The sequence below is a fragment of the Candidatus Synchoanobacter obligatus genome (assembly GCF_024259865.1).
GTDB classification, from domain to species: Bacteria; Pseudomonadota; Gammaproteobacteria; order Comchoanobacterales; family Comchoanobacteraceae; genus Synchoanobacter; species Synchoanobacter obligatus.
The window spans coordinates 447,783-466,460 of sequence record NZ_JAKUDN010000002.1 but is presented as its reverse complement, the minus strand read 5'-3'; the positions used below and the strand labels follow the sequence as shown (position 1 = coordinate 466,460).

The window sequence follows — 18,678 nt, the reverse complement described above, 5'->3', positions numbered from 1 at the left end:
GAGGATTATGTTAACAACTGAATCTGTGCCAATTTTGCGTAAATACTCGAGCCTTTACGAAGGGATTTATGCGTACCAATAGACTCTATCGCACCTTGATCAATCACCACGATTTGATCCGCATTTACCACCGTTGACAAACGGTGCGCAATAACCAAGACTGTTTTATCCTTGAATGCATCAGAAATCGCATGACTAATAGCTTCTTCCGTAATGGCATCCAAAGCATTGGTTGCTTCATCCAGTAATACTATTGGCGCATCTCTTAGGATAGCACGAGCAAGAGCGATTCTCTGACGCTGTCCTTCTGACAACAGTACCCCTCTCTCACCCAATAGTGTCTCATAACCATCTGGTAGACTCTCAATAAAACCGGCTATATTGGCTTTCATACACGCATTATGTAGTGCTTCATCGGTATAGACTTCTCCCATGGATAAATTGTCTCGAACAGATGTTGGAAAAATCCCACAATCATGACCCACAAAGGCAATCTTTTCTCGTAAGTGCTTCAGTGACATTTTCGTGGCATTCACCCCGCCAACAGCAATCTCTCCTGAAGCATGCTCATAGTAACGCATGAGCATTTTGAAAATGGTACTTTTCCCCGCCCCTGAAGGACCAACCAAAGCAGTCACCGTGCCTTCTGGAACTTCAAAGGAGATTCCTTGCAAGGTCTTCATATGCAAACGGTTGGGATAAGCAAAAGACACATCTTTAAATGAAATATTATAGCCCGATGATTTCTGGCTTCCTTGATCACTTTGCTCAATTTCTGCCAGTAGCGCAATAATTCTTTGTAAAGCGCCGGATGCTCGCATTAAGTCTCCCCAAACTTCCGACAGTGATCCAGCAGACGTTGCAACAAAAACCGCATAACCAAAAAACTGAGCCAGCTGCCCAGACGTCAATGTCGCATTGGCACTCAGTACCTCTAGAGCACCCAACCACATCACACCAACCATGGCTCCCACCATGAGCACAAAGATAAATACCGTTAAGTAGGAACGTGCCATGATCCGTTTCTTGGAAATATCAAAGCCATCCTCAACCACGACATCAAAATGTTTTCTTGCCGTTGCTTCATATTGATACGACTTGGTGACATCCATAGCCCCCAACACTTGAGCCGCATAAGCACTCGATTTGGCAACATATTCTTGGCTTTCTTTAGACAACAAACGGTACTTTCTTGCAAACATCACCACAGGAATAATTGCCACTGGGGTCATTACCAATACCCATAAGGTCATCTTCACACTGGTATACAACAGCATCGCCAATGATCCCACTAACAACAGACTGTTTCGTAATGCCAAAGAGACACTCGTACCCACAACCCGTTCTACCAATGTGGTATCTGTTGTTAAACGACTTAACAATTCACCCGTTTGGTTTTGATCATAAAATGCATTGGGTAACTTCAATAAATGTGAAAAGAGCCTCTTACGAACATCACTCACTACCCTTTCACCCAACCAAGAGACCATATAGAAACGGCAAGCCGTTGTCAGCCCCAAAAACACCGCACACACAAACAAAAATAGAAATCCCTGTTGCATGAGTATGATATTTGCAGCACTACCTGCATCACCAATCATCCGAATAATGATTGGGAATGCCAAGGTAAAACCTGCAGCAGCCAATAAGGCAAACAAAGCCTGAACCAACTGCCAACGGTATTGTACCAGAATTGGCTTGAGCAACCGGTATGGCGCAAAGCGAGAGGGTCTCGCTGATTGGCTACTCAACAAACGCATGTTTAAACACATCTGTGACTGTAGCGACCAAATGAACCTGAATCTTACCCTCAATGTCTTTTTGGAAATCCTTTAAATCCTTTTTATTCCCCTTAGGTATCACAACCTCATCAGCACCAGAACGAATCGCTGCAAGAATCTTTTCTTTCAAACCACCAATCGGCAAGACATCACCACGTAGTGTTAACTCACCAGTCATCGCAAGCTTGTTTTTCACTTTACGCCTTGTGGCAACTGATAGAATCGCTGTTGCCATCCCAATGCCAGCACTCGGGCCATCTTTTGGTGTGGCTCCTTCTGGTACATGAATATGAAAATCTTTATCGGTAAAGACATCGTCTTTGATCTTATGCCTACTAGCAACAGAACGCACAACCGTATGGGCTGCCCGAATAGACTCTTGCATCACTTCACCTAAAGACCCCGTATACACCAACTCCCCTTTACCTGGAATTAATAAGGCTTCAATATTGAGTAACTCTCCTCCAGAAGGTGTCCACGCGAGCCCGTTGACAATACCAACCCTCGATTCTTTAGCCACATCCAATAACTCATAAGGCGCCGACTCTAAATACTTTTGTAAATCCTTTTTCTGAATAACTTTGGCTTTTGTTGGCTTACGCTTTGCAACATGGATCTCTTTAACCACTTTCCGGCACACTTTTGAAATATGACGATCCAACTCACGCACACCGGCCTCACGGGTATATGATTGGATAATCTCTTGGATCGCATCTTGCCCCACAGATAACTCTTTTTTCGTCAAACCATTCTCTTTAAGACATTTTGACATCAAGTGCTCTTTAGCAATATGCATCTTTTCATCTTCAGTATATCCACTCAGCTCAATCATTTCCATCCGATCTAATAATGCTGGTGGCACATCCATGGTATTGGCTGTTGTTATAAACAATACCCCAGATAGATCCACTTCTGACTCTACATAATGATCCACAAATTTATCATTCTGCTCAGGATCTAAAACCTCTAATAATGCAGAAGCGGGATCGCCTCTGAAATCCATTCCCATCTTGTCTACCTCATCCAGCATGATCAATGGGTTCATAGATTTAGATCGAGTCAATGCACGAATAATTTGTCCTGGCATGGCGCCAACATAAGTACGTCGATGCCCTCTGATCTCAGACTCATCTCTAACACCACCCAATGCAACCCGCACAAAAGGCCGTCCCATGGCTTCAGCTATTGAGCGTCCCAATGATGTTTTACCCACACCCGGTGGCCCCATTAAACATAAAATCGGTGCTTTCACCTTCTTGACACGAAGTGACACCGCTAATGCTTCCAATATCCGTTCTTTTACCTTCTTTAGCCCATAGTGATTGTCCTCAAGTAGCTTAGCAGCCAAATCCAAATCACTGTTAATCTTAGACGCTTTCCCCCAAGGCAAACCCAAAACCGTATCTAAATAATTCCTAACTACCGTAGACTCTGCTGACATGTCAGGCATGAATTTCAGTTTACCTGATTCATGTAGTAACTTTTGTTCCAATTCCTTAGGAAGTTTTAACTTCTTAATTTTATCATCGTAGCTGGCCGCATCGGAGATCGAATCATCTCCCATCTTTTTAAGCTCTTCTTCATAAACTTTCATCTTTTTACGAATAAAGTAACTTTGCTGGTCCTCATTGATCTCATCCCGAACCTTTTCAAGCATTTCTTTTTCTTTGTCTTGCCAGTTAAGCTCCTGCTCCAACGCCACTAGGATCATTTTTACCCGAGCCTCAATATCAACAGTTTCCAATATATTCTGTTTAATTTTTGTCTTCAATGGCAAATGCGCTGCTATTAAATCTGCATAATCAGAAACACCTGCACTGGTGGCCATCTGGGTCACAATGTCCATCATTGTGTGCTCTGAAGTCTTGAGATAATCACTGAATTTATCCTGCAACACTCTTAGCAATGTTTCAGATAATGACCCTGATACCTTTGGTGCCACAACCTCTTTATAATGTGCTGTTACAGCGTCCTTCGTTTTCTCAAGCTTGGTAATGCTTGCCCGTGCGACACCTTCAACCAAAACTTTTAAGCTACCATCAGGCATTTGAACCGCCTGCAAGACTTTAACCAATGTTCCATAACGGTATAAATCTCTAGCCGATACCTCTTCTTTTTCTGGGTCTTTTTGCGTCACACACAGCACAATCCCATCGTCAGACAATGCTTCCTCTATCGCTGCTAATGATGGCTTCCTCCCTACATACAAAGGAATCACAGTTCCAGGAAAAATTACCACCTCACGGACGGCAACCACCCGTCTTTTTTTCACATCATCTAAACTTGCCATCATTATTCTCCAGAACGTTTTTTACTATCTTGCTTATACACCAAAATTGGGTCTGACTTTCCATCAATCACATCAGCATCAATAATCACCTTTTCTAATCCTTTCATCGACGGCAAATGATACATTGTATCCATCAACAAGCGCTCGGTCACACCGCGCAAGCCCCTCGCACCGGTTTTGGTACGAACGGCATTCTTGGCTAACTTTGATATTGCAGATTCTTCAAACACAACTTCAACATTATCAACCAAATCAAATAAATGCTGGTATTGCTTAATCAACGAATTTTCAGGTTCAACCAAGACGCGCTCAAGATCTTTTTGACTCAAACTTGATAGCACCGCATGAACAGGAACCCTTCCCATTAATTCAGCAATCATACCAAACCTAACCAAATCCTCTGTTTCAACCCGGCTCAACAAAGAATCAGACGTTGACAACTGCTTGACATGGGCACCAAAACCAATACCTGCTTTCTCAGTCCTTTCACGTATGATCTCTTCCAAACCAACAAAAGCCCCCGCACAAATAAACAATATCTGTGAGGTATCAACCTGAATAGACTCTTTTCCAGGATGTTTACGTGAACCTTGTAGTGGGACATTCACCACACTGCCTTCAATCAGTTTTAATAAAGCTTGCTGGACTCCTTCACCGGAAACATCACGGGTAATTGAAGCACTGGCACCACGACGGGCTATTTTATCAATCTCATCAATATAGATAATACCACGTTGCGCTTTCTCAACATCAAAATCACAGGTTTGAAGTAATTTTTGAATAATGGTTTCAACATCTTCACCGACATAGCCAGCTTCTGTTAATGATGTTGCATCAACAATTGTAAATGGCACATGAAGCAAATCTGCTAAAGATTGTGCCAGAAGCGTTTTACCACAACCCGTTGGCCCTAGTAACAAAATATTACTTTTATTCATTTTGACTTTAGGAGATTCTACTGAAAGAAGCCGCTTGTAATGATTATACATCGCCACAGCCAACACTTTTTTAGCATCTTCTTGACCAATAACATGCTTATCTAAATATTCTTTGGTTTCTTTCGGCGTTAATAAATTAACCTCATCGCCTTCGGCAATATCCTCGCCCAATTGCTGGTGTAAAATATCATTACACAGTTTAATACATTCATTACAAATATATACGTTTGGCCCAGCAACCAGCTTTTTGACCTCATCTTGAGTTTTACCACAAAATGAGCATTTGTGAATACTTACATCGACCATATCTAAAACCTCTTATCATTAACTTATAACCGCTTTTTCAAAAAAAGCATGATTCATTTTCAATGTAAGGCTATATAGGCAATATTTCTAGGTTCTTTCAGTAACTATTTCGTCAATTAACCCATATTCAATAGATTGCTCAGCTGTCATAAAGTTATCCCTATCGGTATCCTTCTCGATAACTTTCATGCTTTGTCCCGTATGATCAGCCAAGATCTTATTCACAACAGCACTAATTCTGAGCGTTTCCTGAGCATGAATTTGAATATCGGAGTTCTGTCCTTGGTAACCACCCAAAACTTGGTGAATCATCACGGTCGCGTTTGGTAACGCTCTCCTTTTACCCTTAGCACCAGCTGTTAACAATAATGATGCAGCACTCGCAGCCATTCCCAAACAAAGCGTTGAGACATCTGGCTTGATAAATTGCATGGTGTCATAAATTGCCAATCCCGCACTCACAACACCACCTGGTGAATTAATATATAACGAGATATCCTTTTCTGGATTTTCAGACTCTAAAAACAACAACTGTGCAACAACAAGATTTGCCATATGAGGTTCAATTGGCCCTACGATAAAGATAATTCTCTCTTTTAGTAGACGAGAATAAATATCATAAGCTCTTTCACCTCGTGGTGAAGACTCTACAACCATCGGTACCAATTGATTCACATTCATCTATGCTGCCTCCTGCAATTCCTTTTCAATCTCATTGATCGAAGCACTCACTTCTTTCACCGTTACTTTATCCAAAATAGCATCTAAAACGTTCTGCTCCATAACGGCACCTCTAACTTGCTCTAAGCGCTTCTGGTCTTGTGCATACCAATCGTAAAACATCTCTGCATCAATCCCTTCTGGTGCACCAATCGCAATATAATCCTTAATATCATCTTTGGATGCCTTCACTGAAAGTTCCTGAATATAGTGTCTTAAGATCAAGGCCAATCGCAAAGTTTCAGTAGCTTGCTTATTCGCTTCTTTATCTGACAACGAGTCATTCTTCTCCTTTAACGCAGCCACTTCTTCATTCACTGTGACTTCAGGCAAGGCCAAACTAATCTTATCTTTCAGCACCTTGATTAACCGCTTACGATTAATCGCCTGTGCCAATTTTTTGGCATCTGACTCTAAACGAGACGTAATTTCTTTTTCAAACTCTGGTTTTTGTTTGGCTTCAGATCCTGAAGCTTCATAGAGATTTTCACCCAGGGCCATTGGCGTTTTTTCACTGACCGTATGGATCTTCGCTTCAAATGTCGCGGTTTTACCAGCCAACTGCTCACTTTGATAATCTTTCGGGAAGGATACTGGAAACGTTACTTCATCCCCTGCCTTACGCTTTAACAAACTCTTCTCAAAGTCTGGTAGGTACTTCCCTTCTCCCAACTCAATTTCTTGCCCCGTCGCGCTACCACCTTCAAAGATCTCATCATCCAACCGACCAACAAAGTCAATCTTTAATTTATCACCTTTTTTACTGGCACGATCAACGTCACCCCAACCACCATGATGCTCTTGGAGCTTGGTGATCTCACTGGCAACATTCTCAGAAGAAACTGCCGCTTTGACTGAAGTGACTTTCAACTTTGCCAAATCAACTTCTGGGAACTCAGCAAAAACCTCATAGGCCAGCTGACACTCTAAATCTTCTGCAACACCGTCTCCCTTCGTATTTACAACTTCAGGACGCGCCGCTAATGAATGCTTTTCTGCTTTAATCACTTCTTCAAGCTTTTCTTGTAATAACTGATCGACTGCTTCAGACCGCACATAAGCACCACGAGTTCTTTCCAACTCTTTCATCTTTAAATCACGTGCACTACGACGAAACCCTTTTAAGTTCACTTGAGATGCTACTTTTGCCAAATGCTTCTGATAGGCCTGACCAACTTCTGCAACCGGCAAGGTTATCTTTACACTGACGTTTAATCCTTTCTGGGAAACTTGCTTATTATCTTGACTCATAACTAATATAACCTTTAAGGGTATGAAAAACTTGCGAAAGGAGAGACTCGAACTCTCACGGGTTTAACCCCACTGGAACCTAAATCCAGCGCGTCTACCAATTCCGCCACTTTCGCTCAATATCACGCACAGACTATAGCACAGTACGGCATCAGTCAAGTATTTTCTTTCCACCCTTTAAGGCATTGTTAACCTAAACCTAAATTAGCCTCAATATCTAGAAGAAAATCTTCGTCTACACTGCCGTCAAGCCGAAAAACTGCCGCACTGAAATGATTCTCATCATATAATGTTCCTGTTTCCCGCACTGAATGGTTGAGCTCAGGCGACCACCAGCGGTATATTGCTCCGGTTATACTATGATTATAAAATGATTGCTGAATAAGTGTTTTGGTTCCACCCCACCCCAGATCGCGCAAATATTGACAGACCGCAACGGGAAACAAAAAAACAACATGAGTCAACACCTTGGCCAAAACTACTGCCGCTAATGTGACGTTAACTACTGCTATGAATTTCACCTCCCTAGACAAAAACAAAATTGTAGCCCTGAACAAATTAGCCCATGGCAAATAGCATTTGAGTGAGAACAATAACATTTGAGCCAGCAAACAACACCATGGGTTTTCAGTCCAGTATTCTATCACGGCACCCACCAAGATAAATGGCACCCTAAATAGCTTAAATACAATATAAAAAACCACTACAGGATAACCAAACAATAAGTTGTCCGTTACCTTCAAGATATAAAAAACAACCTCTAAAACATTAGCATAACTCATTGCCCATAAGAAGTAAGAGCAATTAGCACACATAGCTAAAAGTTTACATGCAATACTATAAGAGAATCGCATGACAGAAACAGCGAGACAAACCTGCTCTACAGACTGAAACAATAACAGAATAGAATAGAACGGTAGAGAGCATAGCATTATCTCAGCAAGAACAAGACCAATCCTTGCAAAAAGAAAATCCGAAAACAGTTCTTGATCTAACTTATACCTTATGCCACAACTATTCAGAGCTTTACGGAATTGATCGACTATCAAGCCAAACCAGTTAAGCACCTCTTCCTTCATCTCTCTCATATTGCGAGACAGGCGATGGTAGCAATAACCCCACAAGCTTCTTCTGACAGAAAGGGTAGCTAACCCTAGCGAATCTTGAAGAGTCAAAACGTTGCTGCTGTCGCCCAAGCACTGCTGCAAGCATTTCAAACCTGTCTCTGAATTCTGTTTATCTATGTCTTGACCACTTCCTTTTAAAGCATTAAGCGCCCCCAACAGAATGTCTTTTCTAAATTTGCTCTCATAGTTTGGGTAGATTAATTTGATCAATGTCACTCTAGTGACCTGAACAGCTTTAAAAGCATTGCTAAGACTGTCATGAATCCAGATTCTTTCAGTTGCTACTTCAGGGAACACTGGAGGATCCTCTTCATCATAGCAACTGTATGGATCTACAAACAAAAATGATATAGGATTCTTGAGTAGCTCAGTGATAGCAGATTGTTGCCATGGCTCTAAATCAATCTTGTCCTTTTCTAGAAAGCCCGTTGATGTTTTTTCTTGCAGATGACCTTCTTTATCAAATTCAAAAAACATTTTCAGAATATCATAACCTCTAGTCGCACCTTCAGCGTTAAATTTCTCAATAACAGCAGACGTGAAGTTTCTGGCCTGGAACTCTATCAGCCCCTGAATATCTTCAACATTACACGGATAGACGACCCTTTCAGAAGACAGTGGAATCCTCGATGGGTGGCTATTGGGTTTGATCCTGAGATAATCCTGAACAAAACTTGGCTCACCTCTCGCATCATACTCTGTATATATAGTAAATCTATTATCTGATGCAAAAGCCACTTATGACGCCCTCCTGATTATTTCTCCTTAAATGACTGTCTTTATCAGCCACTAAAACTTTAATAGTTCTCTTTTCTCAAATTTAGCATATTCATGTCTAGATCGCCAGCATTTCTTTTAATGCCACATTAAGTGTGCTAGTCTCTTTATTATTTAATCTGGAGAACATATGAGCACAATGACAACACTTGTCCTGGTATTGAATTTAGGCACTGTCAAAATAGAACTCATGCCTGATGTGGCACCAAAGCACGTTGCACAAATTCAAAAACTTGTTGCAGAAAAAGCCTACGATGGCATTGTCTTTCATCGAGTCATTGATGGCTTTATGGCCCAAACCGGTGATGTCAAGCATGGTCACATTGACAGTTTAAACTACCAAATGGTGGGGACTGGACAGTCTGACCTTCCCAACATTCCAGCAGAGTTCAACCCAGTGTCACACCAGCGTGGCGTTGTTTCCATGGCGCGCTCAAGCAACCCTGACTCTGGTAACAGTCAGTTCTTTATCTGCTTTGGCGATGCCTCCTTCTTAGACAAACAATACTCTGTCTTTGGTAAAGTGACTGAAGGTATGGACATCGTTGACTCCATTAAACGTGGCGCACCTGGCTCTGGGGCGGTACAAGAACCTGACTATATCAAAAGCGCATACTTAGAGTAAACTATGTGGGGGGAGAATCACTCCCCCACACCACCCCAAAATTCCATATCAGGCTTTCAGAACATGATCATGGATCAACGAAGTTAACAACCCCCTAGACCCTTAGATGCTGGAGCACCCAAGCTCTCTTCACTACTTTCCAGCATGTGCACTTGATAGTCATCATCTACATACAATGCCACTTGATATACCAGCTCAGAACGCAATTTTGCACTTTTTAGGCTATCCAAATAACCACCGGATATTGCAATTTTCTTCAATGACCGAAGCGCCTCTAAATCTTGAAAACATGCTGGCATCGCTGCCTGAATCATCTGAGAAAATAACGCAAATGTTTTTACCCTTGTGTCTCCTAGCGCCTTTAACAAGTATCGCACCTGGCTTCGGTAATGCTTACAACACTGTGGATAATACGTAGGACTCACTTTCAATAATGCATCATCCGTCATATCCTTCTGCTGATCATCCAAGCAGTATGTATGCAACGCCTGCTGCTTTTCAGGATGCTTTTGGATCTCAGCCATCAACATATCCGTAGCCAACTGATAATCCTCGTGACTCAATATGACTTTGTACTTTACAAACAATGGTAAAAAGCCCACACCTTTGCTCAATATTACCTTACGAATCAATGTCTCCGCCATTAGTGGCGAACCAAAGAAGGCAAAGTCCTTATCGCTAAGTGATTCTACATTAGTGCTACTTTGAATCAGCTCACAAACCTTCCCAACAACACACTCCTTTAAACCTTTATGCAAAGATACAAGCTCACCCAATACACTCGAGGATGCAACAATATTAGGGGATGCAGTCTTCACTGCATCTTCAATGCTACCAAACATCTTCTGATACTTTTCCCATCTTATAATACTGACCCTTCTATCAACGCTTCTCATTTCATCAAGCCACAGCGCCACCTGAGAAACACTCAGCGAACATACTAAAGACGGATTTTTACATAAAGCTGCATCAACATACTTAGGCAAAGGCTCATGTAGTGACAAAATAAACCCTGGCTTGTCTTTTAAAATCATTGTGATTCGACTATCCAGTTTGCCTTTTTTATCATGAGAATATAAATAACTAACAACGGCCTCTGACGTATTCGCTAGCTTCGACTTATTAAACTTTGACTCGTTCATCATCTCCACAATGCTATCTTTCCTCGAACTTGATAATAGCTTAAAGTGGCTCTTATCAAGCTGCAATATTCGGTCAGCAGCAATTTTCTGAGTCAATATACCATGCATATCTGATGTCTTGATAAAGCTCTCAGAAGGCCCAAATCGATGATAAGAAATGGCTGTCCGAATTACTGAGACAAGTTGCGGCCTGCCCGTACTGATAACACCACGATTTATCAAGGTGGTTAAGGTTTCCGCAGATGCTGCCAGAAAAACTGCAATATCCTCAATAGCTCCTAAATAGGCTATAGATACTTCTTTGAAATATGCCTCTACTCTTGGGTCATGCTGAAGCAGCATTTTAGTACTTCTATAATTTTTCAAAGCATCAAATTGAGCGATTTTACCCTTAAAAACAAAGTTAGGCTTATCTTCCTCATGGCGCAACAATCTGATAATGATTGGTACTGAAGCTATGTTTTTAAAATAATACTCATTCAAGATCCCCTTCTTAATAGCGGAGTTGAGAAACACTTCACAAAAACGATCATTTCTCCGAAAATTCATAGGAAAATGCCTAAAAATTTCAGGCGATCTTTGCAATAAATCTTCGAGCTGCTTAGACAGCAAGACCCTATTGACCACCCTGCTCATCCTTATCAAAGACTCAACCAGCGCTTTCTCCTCACCAGGGCGCCTTTCCAGGAACACATTTACATAATATCCCAATACATCTTTACACACCCAGTTGCCTGCAATTTCGGGTAATTGCAACACACTGTCTCCCACAGAGAAGAAAGTACGAACGTTGGCACGCAATTCTTCCTCAGCAGGATAGAGATAGTTAGAACCATCTCGGTTTTTCAACATCTTTGCTGATAGAACCTGGAGCAAGCTCACCCCCAACATGTTTGCTTGGTTAAACTTATTAATAAGCGCCATATTCTTTCTGAGAACATGTGCCAATAAAGTGACTCTGTTATCATAAAGGCTATCCTTACGATATCTGATTGCTGGCCACTGATCAAATGATGCAAGAAAGATCTCATCAACATCTAGCCCCTGAATCAGGAACTCAGCTAAGTTAACCTGCCATGCAGTAAATTCATCGGAGGACATTGAGCTATAGCCTGCGGACATAATCACTCCTGGCAGCATATCTAAAACCAACCTTATCGCCGCAGTAAGCGTCTTTGAGACCCCCTTTCTACTTATCAACATTCTAGAGACTAGTCCGACACCAAACAGACCATCACTCTTCTCAATATGAACCGGCCTGCCATTAACAGACTGATACTGCAACACTTGCAGATAACGCTGATAAACGGCCTTAACGAGGGATAACAGCTCCACATCTGAGGCATCTTTTATCACTTCTGACAGCTGTAATAGGGTAGTCTCTGGATCGTAACCCTCAATAAAATACTCTGCCACTGTCATCCGCGGACTCTCTTTGATGCTTGGACGATTAAAGCCAGTCATATCAGGCCGTGAGTCCGCTCCATTTCGCCCTGATAAACTTAGTGGAAATACCGAAGCATCGGCAAAACGGGTAAGCCCTTCATTGGTAAAAAAGTTCTGACCAAAAATAGTATCTCTTTTCTTTAATAAAGCATTATGATTACTCCAGGTCCTCTTACTTTTAACTGAAAACATATCTGTAACACCTGTGAACACACCATAATGTGCTTCAGGCACTCTAAGCTGATGACATACTGCCCCCCACTCTCTGTCACAAAAGTATAACCCTTCGTTTGATCAAAGCCTTAAGCCCGCCTGAGGATGATAAACCACCATACCTGGCGTGATTAATGACTGAATAACAACCTCTTTCGTCACTGGCGACAGTTGCTGCCACTGCTCAAAAGCATACTTCTTCTCAGCAATAGCTTTAATCACCTCACTTGCTTGCGAAACATTTAACATATGAAAAGCCATCACATCTTTCACAGTAAATAATGCCTGCCCGGTATTGCTTTTTTCCAATACCCAGCGCTTGAACTTATCCGTCTTAAAAGCCAGTGCCCTCTCTAAAATTTGGTTTTTTCTGTGACTATCAAGTAAGAAATATAACATCGGATGACTAAAAATAAGGTGATGGAGCTGGGTATTCAATGGCAACATATGACCAACAATCCGACCAGCATTCATCACCAGCTGCTTATTCATATATCTTGATGTTAATGCTAAGGGCATTAACTCTGGAATAGTCAGATAAGACATAACCTTAAGCAACATTTCTTGAGACAAACCTTGTAGCGTATTAAATTTTGCTGTTTGATCCGGCGCAAGACCAATAAAGTCTCCGCCCACAACTACCGATGGCAATGCCTCTAATGCTCTCTCATGCAAAGGGCTGATTTTTGATTTCAGAGCTTTATCAAGCTGTATTTGGATAATCTGAAAATCCTCAAGACCATGAACTATAAACCCAATAAATTCAACACAAGACGCTTCTTCAGAATTGTCGATAAATGTTTTGATAGCAGACTTCGTGCGCTCATCATACTAAACATTTTGAATGTGCCATGTTCCATCGATTTCTTGCAGCACTTGTGCATAGTGTTGATATACTCTTAATTTTATATCATACATCGTTATACTCCTTTGTTTTTATGCCAATTTTCCAGGTCATTTATTCATCTTTGATCTCTACAAACTGAAATGTTTGAGCACTAGACAAGGGGTGGGTGAACGATGGGACTCGAACCCACGACAACCGGAACCACAATCCGGGGCTCTACCAACTGAGCTACGCTCACCACAATCTTAAAATCGCGCCTGGTAGGACTCGAACCTACAACCCTCGGCTTAGAAGGCCGATGCTCTATCCAGTTGAGCTACAGGCGCATTATATTCGGGGTAGAGGGATTTGAACCCCCGACATCCTGCTCCCAAAGCAGGCGCGCTACCAGACTGCGCTATACCCCGATAAATACATAACGAAAATATAACAAATATACCTAAAATACAAGTTTTTTTTAGTTTCCATGGGATAAAACTAACCTCAAACCCGTTATTACTATCTATTTTTGCAATATATTTACCCTTTAGATGCACTATCCATTCACGATGAGCATAAGATAAGGCTAGATTTCCATACTCTTTTCAGGCACCATTAAAACCTGTTTGTCAAAGGATTTACAACACATGGAACAGCATATTGCAACACTCACAAAAGAATGTCCGATCATTTATCAAAACATGCTCGATGGCAAAAACCCCAGTGCAGACCAGCTGGCATATCTTGATGACGTGATTGCTTTGCTAGACAAAGGATTGATTCGAGTTAGTGAATTCCAGAACGATAACTGGCAGGTAAACCAATGGATCAAACAAGCCATCGTCGCCTATATTCATTACAAACAACCTGATGAAATGGCTGACTACAAAGTCCCCTACCGTGACCATACACCGTATAAATACTCTATAAGCCCCATTCGTCCATGTACCAGAATTGTACCACCAAGTCACATACGCTATGGTGCCTATATTGGCAAAAAATCTGTGATTATGCCGAGCTTTATTAATATTGGTGCATATATTGACGATGGCAGCATGGTTGATTCATTTGCCAGTGTTGGCTCTGGTGCCCAAATCGGCAAGAATGTCCACATTTCTGCAGGTGCCGGGATTGGCGGTGTTTTAGAGCCTATGCAAGCACTGCCAACCATTATTGAAGACAACTGCTTTATTGGTGCACGCTCAGAGGTCTCCGAAGGCATGATTGTGAGACAAGGCGCTGTTCTGTCCAGCGGGATGTTTATTTCACAATCAACCCGTATTTACAATCGCATGACTCAAGAAACCAGCTATGGTGAAATCCCAGAAAACGCAGTTGTTGTCCCAGGAACCATCCCTGCGCCTGACCAGAGCCACCATATTTATGCTGCCATTATCGTAAAATATGCTGATGCACAAACACGGACCAAAACACAGATCAATGATCTACTGCGTCCGACGACAAGCTAGCCCATATAACGTCTTGGTTGAGGCGCACCCAGATCATCATTGAAGACAAACAAACCACTGTTTTCGAAGCTAACATTTCTTTGCCCTTCTGGGTTTTGAAGCCCTTCTGCATAACGATCCAATGCCAACAACTGTTGAAAGGTCTCAACTGACTCTGAGCCCAAAGCTCGCGCAATCTCCAGCGCTTTAATCACAACAGGCGCAACAGGCTTATCCTCTGCATTCCCTTTCAGAACCTCTGGAAGTGGAAAAAACCATAAGAAAACTTTTTGAATTATCTTCATCAAAAATGATTTAGGCGCAAATTTTTCTCGGTTATCAAAAACACTTAGCTGGGGTTCATAAATAACTTTCTCACCATCTAGGCTTTCATCCTGACGGTCTATCAAATCTTTAAGGATGACACTGGCAATATAGGTTCCAGTCCGGCCATTCCCAGCCCCGCAATGCACCAAAGGGTTTCTATCCGAGTACTCTGATACCAATGCATTGAACGCATCAAAATCTTTAATACTTGGTGCTGAAAAATCTTCAGCATGGAAATGATACAGTACTGTCTCATCTGGAAGTGCTGAGCGATACTGCGTTATAATACGATCAGAATGAGATTGATCTAACAATGAAATCACTATGCCATGCTTTTTCGTCAAGTTTCTTAATATTTTTGGTGTTGGCTTAGCCATACCACCAATCGAATAAGCCCCCATATCATAGCAACGGTAATTAATGGGCGTTGTTCCAGAACTTTTAAAAATTCGTGAAAAGATTTCTTTTATTTTATTTTTTATCATCACAACCACTTTTTTATCTTTTATAACTTTAACATACATTATAGATTATATCAATATATCAAAACCATAAGGCCATTATTACGTATGAAAAAAATCCCGCTACGATATCATCCAGCAAGCACCCGCTGGCACCCTTAATATCTTTATCCACCCAAGATATGGGCCATGGCTTAACAATATCCAAAATCCGAAACAGCAAAAATGCCACAAACCACTGACTCATAGGTGTTATCAAAAGTACTGGCAAAATACCAATAATTTCATCACATACGATACTTTTATGATCACTATCTCCAAGCTTCTTGCCCGCGATATCTGCAGCGAGATAGGCCAAAACCAAAGCCCATGCATATACCATGACTTGTATCATCAGAGACTGATCATACAGCAACCATGCTACCGCTAAGGCTGGAAGTGTGCCCCAGGTCCCTGGCATCAATGGCAAATACCCTGTACCAAAGCCATGTGCATAGATGGTTAAGAAGCCACAACATACTGATTTGATCATAGGGATAAGAGACTTAAAAGAAATCATATAAACCCGACCGTTAATCTCTATATTCTAAACCACGTTCCTGCTTAGCAACCTGGTCCAATACTGAGTTCACAAATCGATATGCATCTTGTGCACCATAAGACTTTGCCAAATTAATCGCTTCATTGATAATAACACGGTATGGCACATCATACTGAAACATGAGCTCATATGACCCTACCACTAAAATGGCATACTCAATATCGGTCACTTCATCGAGCGATCTATCCACCAAAAATGGAACCAACTTTTTTTCAATCTCAGTTTTTTTGGATAAAGCTCCCTGAATCAAGTCTTCAAGATATGGCATATCAACAGCTGGTTTTTCTTGATAACGGTTTAACAGCTCGTCAACAGCTGTTTTCGTATGCATCCACTGATATACAATTTCCATCGCATAAACACGTGTGCGCTTTCTAGATCTATTCTTATTCATCAATTCATCTCACTGCTTGACACAAGGTTGTCAATAAACACTTTAAAGGATTCAGCATCCTGAAAAGCATGATATACTGATGCAAAACGGATCATTGACACCAAATCCACATCTTTCATCTCTTCCATAATAATATATCCAACTTGCTCAGAACGCAAGTGTTTTACCTGCATCTTATTAATTTTTTGCACTATTCTTTCTATAAGATTCTCTAACTGCCCCATAGTTAGTGGACGTTTCTCAACCGCCCTCATGATTCCTGAACGAACTTTACGAACGTCAAACTCTGCCAATGATCCTGAACGCTTAACGATTTTTGGCATCCCAGCATCAACAATCTCAATGGTTGAGAAACGAAACTCACAGTCAGAACACTGGCGCCTTCTTTTTATTTGATTACTTTCCAACATTGGACGAGAATCCAATACTCTTAAATCTTTAGAACCACATGCAGGGCATAACATATTTATTCCCCCAGCCTAGGTACAGGGAATAACGTCGCTACAAATGCATCAACTTGACGCCTAACTTGCTGTATATTTAGGGCAGTTGGGTCCTTTAAAATAGATACAACCATTTCGGCAATCTTAATAGCACCGGACTCTGAGACGCCACGACTGGTCATGGCTTGACTCCCAATACGAATTCCACTGGTTTTATTTGCTGGTAGTGGATCATTAGGAATACTATTTTTATTAACAACAATCCCTGCATCTTCTAATGCCTTTTGAGCTTCTGCACCATTGATCCCACTCCCGGTCAACGCCAGTAAAAACATGTGACACTCAGTGCCATTAGAAACAACATCATAGCCTTGCTGAATAAAATAGCCGGCCATTGCTTGAGCATTCTTCACCACTTGCTTTTGATACTCCTGGAACGCTTCTTGCATTGCTTCATGATAACAGACTGCTTTTGCAGCAATCACATGCATCAATGGTCCACCCTGCATGCCTGGAAACACTGAACGGTTTAATTGCTTTGCCAAAACACCATCCTTAGCTAGGATCATCCCTCCCCTTGGTCCACGAAGCGTTTTATGCGTTGTGCTGGTAACAATATCTGCGTAAGGAACCGGGGAAGGATAAACCCCTGCTGCAACCAACCCGGAAACATGTGCCATATCTGCCAACAGATACGCATTTACTTTTTTTGCAATTTGCGCAAATGCATCCCAGTCTATGATTTGAGAGTATGCTGAGAACCCTGCAATGATCAGCTTTGGTTGAGTAGCCTTAGCCAATGATTCCACTTCATCATAATCAATGAACCCATTTTGATTAACCCCATAACTTGCTGCCTGGTAAATTTTCCCGGATTGATTAACGCTATGACCATGCGTTAAATGACCGCCTGCATTCAAATCCATCCCCAATATTTGATCACCAGGCTTTAACAATGCTTGAAATACCGCAAAATTTGCACTGCTCCCTGAATGTGGCTGGACATTGACAAAATCTGCTTGAAACAACTCCTTTGCACGCGCAATGGCCAAAGTTTCAATCGCATCCACATGTTCACAACCTCCATAATAACGTCTTCCAGGCAAGCCTTCTGCATACTTATTTGTAGCAATGGAACCTTGGGCCATTAAGACGGCTTTTGATGCAAAGTTTTCTGAAGCAATGAGCTGTATACCAGAAGATTGCCGTTCATATTCTGCAGCCAAAATGATTGCAACATCCTGATCAATTTTAGCCAAATTGGCCAACGCATTATTTGTCATCTATGATCTCCATCACACGAGCCAATACACTTTTTTTCTCCAAAGCTGAGAGCTTGTGACCCACAACCTTCCCCGAAACAGACAATGCCGCTCCATTAACAAAGACTGAAACGCCTAAAGCCTCACACAATAACTCTAAATCTTTCTGGAGCACAGAGAGTCCACTAGCCGTGGACTGATAATCCTCTAACCCCATCAATAATAAACAATACTCTCTCATAGCTTCCCGATTATATAACATGTATAATATACTAGGTTTTTTAACAAACTTCCGTTATT

Annotated in this window: 16 protein-coding genes and 4 tRNA genes; 2 read left to right on the top strand and 18 right to left on the bottom strand. The window is 41.6% G+C overall.

Features of this window, described 5'->3' with window-relative positions; all coding sequences use genetic code 11:
• Positions 1-5: 5 nt before the first annotated feature.
• From MKS91_RS04075 to MKS91_RS04045, 7 genes are all read right to left on the bottom strand, one after another.
• Entirely contained in the window at positions 6-1,772 is a 1,767-nt protein-coding gene (locus MKS91_RS04075) for an ABC transporter transmembrane domain-containing protein (RefSeq protein WP_258569566.1), read from the bottom strand.
• Positions 1,744-4,074 (bottom strand): endopeptidase La, encoded by a 2,331-nt coding sequence (gene lon / locus MKS91_RS04070; protein ID WP_258569565.1) that lies wholly within the window; start codon positions 4,072-4,074, stop codon positions 1,744-1,746. Before lon ends, MKS91_RS04075 begins: the two co-directional genes overlap by 29 nt.
• Positions 4,074-5,315, bottom strand: coding sequence for an ATP-dependent Clp protease ATP-binding subunit ClpX (clpX, locus tag MKS91_RS04065; RefSeq protein ID WP_258569564.1), 1,242 nt, complete (start codon positions 5,313-5,315; stop codon positions 4,074-4,076). Before clpX ends, lon begins: the two co-directional genes overlap by 1 nt.
• Before the next feature lie 87 nt (positions 5,316-5,402).
• Entirely contained in the window at positions 5,403-5,996 is a 594-nt protein-coding gene (clpP, locus tag MKS91_RS04060; protein WP_258569563.1) for an ATP-dependent Clp endopeptidase proteolytic subunit ClpP, read from the bottom strand.
• Positions 5,997-7,286, bottom strand: coding sequence for a trigger factor (gene tig, locus MKS91_RS04055; RefSeq protein ID WP_258569562.1), 1,290 nt, complete (start codon positions 7,284-7,286; stop codon positions 5,997-5,999).
• 32 nt (positions 7,287-7,318) lie between these two features.
• Positions 7,319-7,402: transfer RNA gene (locus MKS91_RS04050), tRNA-Leu, on the bottom strand.
• Positions 7,403-7,474: 72 nt separating this feature from the next.
• Positions 7,475-9,151, bottom strand: coding sequence for a hypothetical protein (locus MKS91_RS04045; RefSeq protein WP_258569561.1), 1,677 nt, complete (start codon positions 9,149-9,151; stop codon positions 7,475-7,477).
• Positions 9,152-9,320: 169 nt separating this feature from the next.
• On the opposite strand from MKS91_RS04045, the gene MKS91_RS04040 reads away from it, so the two are divergent.
• Positions 9,321-9,815, top strand: a complete 495-nt coding sequence (locus tag MKS91_RS04040) for a peptidylprolyl isomerase (protein WP_258569560.1) — start codon at positions 9,321-9,323, stop codon at positions 9,813-9,815.
• Positions 9,816-9,898: 83 nt separating this feature from the next.
• Here MKS91_RS04040 and MKS91_RS04035 read toward each other — a convergent pair whose 3' ends face one another.
• From MKS91_RS04035 to MKS91_RS04015, 5 genes are all read right to left on the bottom strand, one after another.
• Positions 9,899-12,595 (bottom strand): hypothetical protein, encoded by a 2,697-nt coding sequence (locus MKS91_RS04035; RefSeq protein ID WP_258569559.1) that lies wholly within the window; start codon positions 12,593-12,595, stop codon positions 9,899-9,901.
• A 102-nt stretch (positions 12,596-12,697) separates the two neighbouring features.
• Positions 12,698-13,291, bottom strand: a complete 594-nt coding sequence (locus MKS91_RS04030) for an F-box protein (protein ID WP_258569558.1) — start codon at positions 13,289-13,291, stop codon at positions 12,698-12,700.
• A gap of 337 nt (positions 13,292-13,628) precedes the next feature.
• A tRNA-His gene (locus MKS91_RS04025) sits at positions 13,629-13,701 on the bottom strand.
• A gap of 14 nt (positions 13,702-13,715) precedes the next feature.
• A tRNA-Arg gene (locus MKS91_RS04020) sits at positions 13,716-13,789 on the bottom strand.
• Between the two features lie 7 nt (positions 13,790-13,796).
• Positions 13,797-13,870 (bottom strand) — tRNA-Pro (locus tag MKS91_RS04015).
• Between the two features lie 219 nt (positions 13,871-14,089).
• Between MKS91_RS04015 and MKS91_RS04010 the strand changes: the two genes are divergently transcribed.
• Entirely contained in the window at positions 14,090-14,911 is an 822-nt protein-coding gene (locus tag MKS91_RS04010) for a 2,3,4,5-tetrahydropyridine-2,6-dicarboxylate N-succinyltransferase (RefSeq protein ID WP_258569557.1), read from the top strand.
• Here the strand turns inward: MKS91_RS04010 and MKS91_RS04005 are convergent.
• From MKS91_RS04005 to MKS91_RS03980, 6 genes are read right to left on the bottom strand one after another with little or no spacing between them, the layout of a single operon-like run.
• Positions 14,908-15,741 (bottom strand): phosphatase domain-containing putative toxin, encoded by an 834-nt coding sequence (locus MKS91_RS04005; protein ID WP_258569556.1) that lies wholly within the window; start codon positions 15,739-15,741, stop codon positions 14,908-14,910. The two genes, MKS91_RS04010 and MKS91_RS04005, sit on opposite strands and share 4 nt — an antisense overlap.
• 19 nt (positions 15,742-15,760) lie before the next feature.
• Positions 15,761-16,210, bottom strand: coding sequence for a phosphatidylglycerophosphatase A family protein (locus MKS91_RS04000; protein WP_258569555.1), 450 nt, complete (start codon positions 16,208-16,210; stop codon positions 15,761-15,763).
• Between the two features lie 40 nt (positions 16,211-16,250).
• The gene (gene nusB / locus MKS91_RS03995) at positions 16,251-16,673 is read right to left on the bottom strand and encodes a transcription antitermination factor NusB (RefSeq protein ID WP_258569554.1); all 423 of its coding nucleotides are present in this window, start codon (positions 16,671-16,673) and stop codon (positions 16,251-16,253) included.
• On the bottom strand, positions 16,673-17,137 hold the full coding sequence (gene nrdR, locus MKS91_RS03990; RefSeq protein ID WP_258569553.1) for a transcriptional regulator NrdR: 465 nt from the start codon (positions 17,135-17,137) through the stop codon (positions 16,673-16,675). Before nrdR ends, nusB begins: the two co-directional genes overlap by 1 nt.
• A gap of 2 nt (positions 17,138-17,139) precedes the next feature.
• On the bottom strand, positions 17,140-18,399 hold the full coding sequence (glyA, locus tag MKS91_RS03985; RefSeq protein ID WP_258569552.1) for a serine hydroxymethyltransferase: 1,260 nt from the start codon (positions 18,397-18,399) through the stop codon (positions 17,140-17,142).
• Positions 18,389-18,640 carry a hypothetical protein gene (locus MKS91_RS03980; RefSeq protein WP_258569551.1) on the bottom strand — a complete coding sequence of 84 codons (252 nt, stop codon included), beginning with the start codon at positions 18,638-18,640 and terminating at the stop codon, positions 18,389-18,391. Before MKS91_RS03980 ends, glyA begins: the two co-directional genes overlap by 11 nt.
• Positions 18,641-18,678: the final 38 nt, after the last annotated feature.

Excerpts from the sequence above, each read along its gene's own strand:
- MKS91_RS04075 (WP_258569566.1), bottom strand. The coding sequence starts at position 1,772 with ATGTGTTTAAACATGCGTTTGTTGAGTAGCCAATCAGCGAGACCCTCT.
- lon (WP_258569565.1), bottom strand. The coding sequence starts at position 4,074 with ATGATGGCAAGTTTAGATGATGTGAAAAAAAGACGGGTGGTTGCCGTC.
- clpX (WP_258569564.1), bottom strand. The coding sequence starts at position 5,315 with ATGGTCGATGTAAGTATTCACAAATGCTCATTTTGTGGTAAAACTCAA.
- clpP (WP_258569563.1), bottom strand. The coding sequence starts at position 5,996 with ATGAATGTGAATCAATTGGTACCGATGGTTGTAGAGTCTTCACCACGA.
- tig (WP_258569562.1), bottom strand. The coding sequence starts at position 7,286 with ATGAGTCAAGATAATAAGCAAGTTTCCCAGAAAGGATTAAACGTCAGT.
- MKS91_RS04040 (WP_258569560.1), top strand. The coding sequence starts at position 9,321 with ATGAGCACAATGACAACACTTGTCCTGGTATTGAATTTAGGCACTGTC.
- MKS91_RS04035 (WP_258569559.1), bottom strand. The coding sequence starts at position 12,595 with ATGTTTTCAGTTAAAAGTAAGAGGACCTGGAGTAATCATAATGCTTTA.
- MKS91_RS04010 (WP_258569557.1), top strand. The coding sequence starts at position 14,090 with ATGGAACAGCATATTGCAACACTCACAAAAGAATGTCCGATCATTTAT.
- MKS91_RS04005 (WP_258569556.1), bottom strand. The coding sequence starts at position 15,741 with ATGTATGTTAAAGTTATAAAAGATAAAAAAGTGGTTGTGATGATAAAA.
- MKS91_RS04000 (WP_258569555.1), bottom strand. The coding sequence starts at position 16,210 with ATGATCAAATCAGTATGTTGTGGCTTCTTAACCATCTATGCACATGGC.
- nusB (WP_258569554.1), bottom strand. The coding sequence starts at position 16,673 with ATGAATAAGAATAGATCTAGAAAGCGCACACGTGTTTATGCGATGGAA.
- nrdR (WP_258569553.1), bottom strand. The coding sequence starts at position 17,137 with ATGTTATGCCCTGCATGTGGTTCTAAAGATTTAAGAGTATTGGATTCT.
- glyA (WP_258569552.1), bottom strand. The coding sequence starts at position 18,399 with ATGACAAATAATGCGTTGGCCAATTTGGCTAAAATTGATCAGGATGTT.
- MKS91_RS03980 (WP_258569551.1), bottom strand. The coding sequence starts at position 18,640 with ATGTTATATAATCGGGAAGCTATGAGAGAGTATTGTTTATTATTGATG.